This window comes from Streptomyces sp. NPDC001880 (assembly GCF_053594575.1).
The window spans coordinates 1-5,411 of the sequence record NZ_JBSFET010000180.1 but is presented as its reverse complement, the minus strand read 5'-3'; the positions used below and the strand labels follow the sequence as shown (position 1 = coordinate 5,411).

Annotated in this window: 3 protein-coding genes and 3 pseudogenes; 3 read left to right on the top strand and 3 right to left on the bottom strand. The window is 70.4% G+C overall.

Annotated elements, in window-relative coordinates; all coding sequences use genetic code 11:
• Positions 1–105: 105 nt before the first annotated feature.
• Positions 106–658, bottom strand: a pseudogene (locus ACWCQ6_RS35475) (hypothetical protein); the annotation flags it as partial.
• Positions 659–788: 130 nt separating this feature from the next.
• Between ACWCQ6_RS35475 and ACWCQ6_RS35470 the strand changes: the two are divergent.
• Positions 789–1,355, top strand: a complete 567-nt coding sequence (locus ACWCQ6_RS35470; protein ID WP_451096388.1) for an O-methyltransferase — start codon at positions 789–791, stop codon at positions 1,353–1,355.
• A gap of 378 nt (positions 1,356–1,733) precedes the next feature.
• On the opposite strand, the gene ACWCQ6_RS35465 is transcribed toward ACWCQ6_RS35470, so the two are convergent.
• Entirely contained in the window at positions 1,734–2,780 is a 1,047-nt protein-coding gene (locus tag ACWCQ6_RS35465) for an aminoglycoside phosphotransferase family protein (RefSeq protein WP_451096386.1), read from the bottom strand.
• Positions 2,781–2,908: 128 nt separating this feature from the next.
• Between ACWCQ6_RS35465 and ACWCQ6_RS35460 the strand changes: the two are divergent.
• A pseudogene (locus ACWCQ6_RS35460) lies at positions 2,909–3,538 on the top strand (DUF5701 family protein); the annotation flags it as partial.
• 158 nt (positions 3,539–3,696) lie between these two features.
• Positions 3,697–4,659 (top strand): nitronate monooxygenase, encoded by a 963-nt coding sequence (locus tag ACWCQ6_RS35455; RefSeq protein WP_451096384.1) that lies wholly within the window; start codon positions 3,697–3,699, stop codon positions 4,657–4,659.
• Positions 4,660–4,801: 142 nt separating this feature from the next.
• Here ACWCQ6_RS35455 and ACWCQ6_RS35450 read toward each other — a convergent pair.
• Positions 4,802–5,317: pseudogene (locus tag ACWCQ6_RS35450) on the bottom strand (serine hydrolase); the annotation flags it as partial.
• Positions 5,318–5,411 lie beyond the last annotated feature (94 nt).

The following is a 5,411-nucleotide window of genomic DNA, read 5'->3' as shown; positions in this document are numbered from 1 at the left end:
CGGATCGTCGCCGAAGTACGCCCAGGGATACCTGGTGGCGCGGGTGCCGATGCTGCGGAAGGCGTCGAGCGCCTCGTCCCAGCGCTCCGTGCGCACACCGGCGTCGGGCGGACCCTGGTGTGAGGCCGTGGCATCTCCCGTGCCGTTACGGTGTACGGCCATCCGCAGCGTCGCGGCAGCCGCAACTCCCGCCACCAGCCCAAAGGTCAGGGCAGCCGGGATGCCGCCACCGATACCGGCGGACAACTGCAGCAGGCCCCAGCGCAGGCCCACCCAGTCCGTGGCCACCTGCAGCAACTGGCTCGCCAGCAGTCCGAGGACGGTCGCGCAGACCGCGCCCGTCGCCATCGCCGGGAAAGTGGCCCGGGCAGCCGCCGCAGCGCCCACCACACCACGGCGAGCAGTAGCGCGTCGGCGGCCCGGTACAGGATCCAGTCGTCGAGAGGTGCGCCCGTCGGGGCCGACCAGGCGCCGAGCAGCAGCCATTGACGCAGGAGATCGCCCGGTTCGGAGAGCCCGCTGTCCGGGGAGACCGTCTGGATGGTGGCGGCGACCGGCTGGTACGAGAGGACCACCAGGGACAGCGCGATGACCGCCGTTCCGACACTGCGGCCAGACGGGCGGGGCGAGCCGGGACAGCCGCCTGCGGCAGCGGACCGGTCTCCTCCGGGCGGCAAAGCGGATCAGGAGCAGTGCCACGGGCACGAAGCCAACGTTCAGGCGGAACTCGGTGCGCAGGCCCCCGCTCATGGATAGCGTCATGACCACGACGAAGAAGGGGTGCATCCATGACAGAACGTGCTGTTCCCGATCGTGTGGTGGTGGCGGAGCGTGTCGCCTCCGAGACGGGATTCAAGAAGAGCTGTATCCCGGAGGTGGGAAGGCTGCTCAGGCTGGCCGCTGCTGCGAAACCCCACGGAACCATTGCGGAGAGCGGCACCGGCTCCGGAGTCGGCACCGCCTGGTTGCACAGTGGCCTCGGCGCCGGTGCACGCCTGGTCACCGTGGAGCGTGACGAGAGTCTGGCCCGTCGAGCGGCGAATGTGTTCGCGGATGACGAGCGCGTCAGCGTTCTCACAGGGGACTGGCGGCTGCTTGAGCAACATGCCCCCTTCGACGTCTTCTTCTGCGATGGCGGGGGCAAGCGTGACGACCCCCAGAGGGTTGTCGATCTGCTGGCCCCCGGAGGCATTCTCATCCTGGACGATTTCACGCCCTCGCCCCACTGGCCGCCTCGATTCGAGGGCGAGGTCGACGAGCTCCGCCTGTTCTACCTCAGTCATCCGGACCTGGATGCCACAGAAGTACTCACGACACCGGTCAGTTCAGCGGTGATTGCGGCACGTCACCTCTAGGCAGTGTCCGACGCGACGGGTAACCCGCGGCTGTCGGGATCCGTGTCCTGCCGCCCCGTCTGCGTCTGCCCGCGTCCGCAACCTGCCGGTGCCGGCCACGCAACGCGAGCCGCCGCCGCGACTCATCTGTTCCACGCCGTGATCTGGATTCGCAGCCACTACGGGTCCGTGCCCGGCTATCTCCTGGCGCACGGGGCTGAGGAATCCGAATTGCGGGCGCTTCACAGCGCCTTGACCGACACGCTCCGGCGCGACGGCTACAGGGCCGGGACCGAGGTCACTGGGGACTGGCCGGAGGATGTCGAAGGCTCGGAGTACGGCGAAGCCGAGTAGGGGAAATGATGTCCGGGCCCCTGGGCGGAATCGGGGATCGACAGGTCACCATGGGCGCTGTGACGGGACGGGTGAGAGCTTGGGCCAGCGGGTGAGCATGCGTTGGCGCATCTCCGTGCTGAGCCTGCTCAGGCCGGTCAGGCCGGCGCGGTCGGCAGTCATCCGGCCGACGACGCCGAGCCGGTGGACGAGGCGTTGCCGGGCGGACGCGGTGCCCCACTCCCAGTCCCGGTCCGGGATCCGGGCCAGATGATCGGTGGTTCCGCGCCGGGCCCGCTCGACCAGCGCGTCGCCACGTAGCAGCCAGCCGGCGCACGCGTCGGTGAGGCCGCCGGAGAGGTCGTCGTCGTGGAGTTCGGCGCCGGTCGCGGCGCGCCACGCCGTGCGGTAGGCGGTCTCCGCCCGGTCCAGCAGTGGGGAGGAAGCCGTGGTGACGCACCAGCATGTCGGGAAGCCGATGCGCAGGTAGGCGAGCTCCACCAGTCCGCTGCCCAAGGATGCCTGCTCGAAGTCGATGAACCTGACCCCACCGGCAGTGTGCAGGTCGTTGCCGGGACACGGGTCACCGTGGAGCAGGGCGTGCCCTGATGCTTGGCCAAGCCGGTGCACGAGGTCGTCGAGCTCGTCGGACACCCCGGACACGACGGGGACCTCAAGAGCCTCGGCCAGACCGAGAAAGGAGTCGATGTCGGCCCCGTCCGGACCCCGCCAGCGGGGAAGTACGCCGATGTCCTCCGGGCGGGCAGCTGCATGCAGCCGGGCCAGTGCCGCCGCGTAGTCGACGATCCAGTCGATGGACGGGCGTCGGTGGTCGAGATGTTCCAGGACCAGCACCCGATCGCCGGGATCGACGCCCAGCAGGGCGGGTACCACGGGCCCCTCGACCCGGGCGGCGAGCCGCAACGCGGCCACCTCGCGGGCATACCGCTCCTCGGCGTCGGGACCGTCGACGATCTGCTTCACCACGGCCGGTCTCCCGGCCAGATCCACACGCCACACACGTGAGCGCGGGCTACTGCTCAGACGCCGCGGGCGCCCGGGGGAGCCCAGCTCTGCCCGTAACCCGTCCCCGAATGGCAGTCGCGACCACATGAGCCCATCCTTCCACGCGGGCGAACAAATGGGGGGCAGCGGCAGTGGCGAATCGGAACGAATCCGGCGTCCGCAGCGTTCTATGGGGCACGTTCAACTTGTCCTGCTCATACGTCTCATGGAGTCGCATGCCAGCCGAATTGCACACTCTGCCCTCAATCGCCGACCAGGCAGAGCGACTGATCGAGCTCGGAGTTCATGAGCTCGGTGGCCTCCGGCCCGCCGAGCTGCGCTCGACGGCCGCCAAGGCCGGCACTCGTGCCGGCCTTCTTGTCGTGCACCCGGACTGCGTCCCGGCATCGGCCCTCGCGCCGCTGCTCCGGAATCAGGGAAAGCCGGGGTTCGTCGTGGTCGACATGCCTGACATCGATCAGTTCTCGCCCATCGAGTCCACGAAGGTGCCCGACGAGCCGTTCTACGTGGTGGAAGGCATCGACCGAGGCGATGACATGGCGAACTGGAGCCCTCACGAGGCGCTGCCCGCCATTGTCGAAGGAGGCCGCACTCCCTTGCTCCTGGTCGAGGGCATGCACTGGGTTCTACAGCAGCCGGCGGCACTGGAACGCGGCCGCTGCTTCATGACCATCGGCTCCCGCCTGCGGAAGGACAACGGCACGCTCGACGCCCGAACCCCGGCACTGTGGATCAGCAACGGGACCGGGCGCGACGGACGGGACAACCGTAACGCGCCGAAGGTGGGCTGGTGTTGGGCGGGGAACCGGCACACGTGGCTCGGCTTCGCTACGGCGGCCGACCGGACCGCGGCCTGGTCCGAGCAGCGTCCGACTGCCGCGGCAAGGGCTACGCTACGGGTCCGGGACAAGGGCCGAGAGCGTTCGGGACGGGGCAGGTCCCTGATACCGGCCGGTCTCCCGGCTGATGTTCCAAGGGGCTGACACGGGCGAGGATGGTGGTCATGGCATTGTCGACTGCGTTCACGAAGTTGTTCGGTGTCCGGCACCCGATCGCCTTGGCGCCCATGGGAGGGTCGGCCGGTGGTGAGTTGGCCGCGGCCGTCTCCCGCGGCGGTGGACTGGGACTGCTGGGCGGTGGGTACGGGGATCGGGAATGGCTGGCCCGCGAGTTGCCCATCGTGGCCGCGAGCGGCAGACCGTGGGGCGCAGGCTTCCTGACCTGGGCGGCCGAGGTCGGCGCGGTCGAGCAGGCGCTGGAGTACGGTCCCCGGGCCGTGATGCTCTCCTTCGGCGATCCGAGCCCGTTCGTCGAGCGTATCCGGGCAGCGGGTGCGGCATTGATCGTGCAGGTCACCGATCTGGAGGAAGCCCGGGCGGCGGTGGATCTGGGGGCCGACGTCATCGTCGCGCAGGGGACGGAGAGCGGCGGACACGGGGCCCGGCGCGGCATGGCCACCCTGCCGTTCGTACCGGTGGTGGTGGACCTGGCGGCACCAGTGCCGGTGCTGGCGGCCGGTGGGATCGCAGACGGCCGCGGCGTGGCCGCAGCCTTGGCGCTGGGGGCGGCCGGTGCACTCATCGGTACCCGCTTCCAGGCCACGGCCGAGTCCCAGGCCGCCCCCGCGACCGTCGAGGCGATCATCCGAGGTCGCGGGCAGGACACGGAACGCAGCGGCGTCCTCGACATCGCCAGGGGAACCGGATGGCCGACGGCGAAGTACACAGCTCGCACCCTCGGCCATCCCTACCTCGACCGCTGGCGGGGCCGGGAGGCCGAGCTCGCCGCCGACCCGGAGGCCCGGCATGCCTATCAGGCCGATGTGGCCCGAGGCGCAGTGCCGCCGCTGCCGGTGTGGGCCGGCGAGGGTGTCGACCTCGTACACGACGTGCCACCGGCGGCCGAACTCGTCGCTGCGCTGGCCGCTCAGGCCGAGAACACCCTGACCCGAGCGAGGCGGGACTGACACGCTCCTGCCCTGGGGTGACTCCGCGACGGGCCGTTGGCGGGCGCGCACACCAGCACACCGCCGGTGCGCGCCTTGCGGGCGTCACGAGAAGCCGGCAAGCGCGACCGGCCGGTGCAGGCGGACCGCGGTCAGGTGTGGCTCAGCGGCACAGGGCTGTGTCCACGACATTGTCGACACGCTGCCTGGCCGCCTCGTCGGTCAGTTGCACGGTCACCGCGACGTTGGCGGCGCGGCCGTCGTCGGTGGCGCCGCCCCTGGTCTCGTATCCCGGGAAGCTGCCGCCGTGGCCCCAGTAGAGGCCGCCGCACGGCAGTGGCTTGCTCACGAGCCCCAGCCCGTAGCGGGCGCCGGGGCCGAAGGTGGCGTCGGCGCGGACGGTGTCGGCACGCATCTGGGCGAGCTGGGCCTCCGGGAGGAGGCGGCCGGACAGAAGCGCGGTGAAGAACCGGTTGAGGTCGGATTCGGTGGAGACCAGCTGACCTGCGGCCCACCCCCAGGAAGGGTCGATCTCCGTGACGTCGAGCAGTGGCGCGTCGGCCGAATCCCGGTAGTAGCCCTTGGGATGGGCCTCTCGGATGGTCGCGTCGCCGGGGGCGGGGAAGTAGGTGTGGTGCAGCCCGATGCGCTTGATGATGCGCCGGTCCATCTCCCTGGCCCGCTCCTCAATCGCCAGAGGGGCTGAGGGGGTGGGGCAGAGCCCCGGTTTCGGGAGGGGCAGTGGGGCCAGAGAAGACCGGTGCAGTCATGGA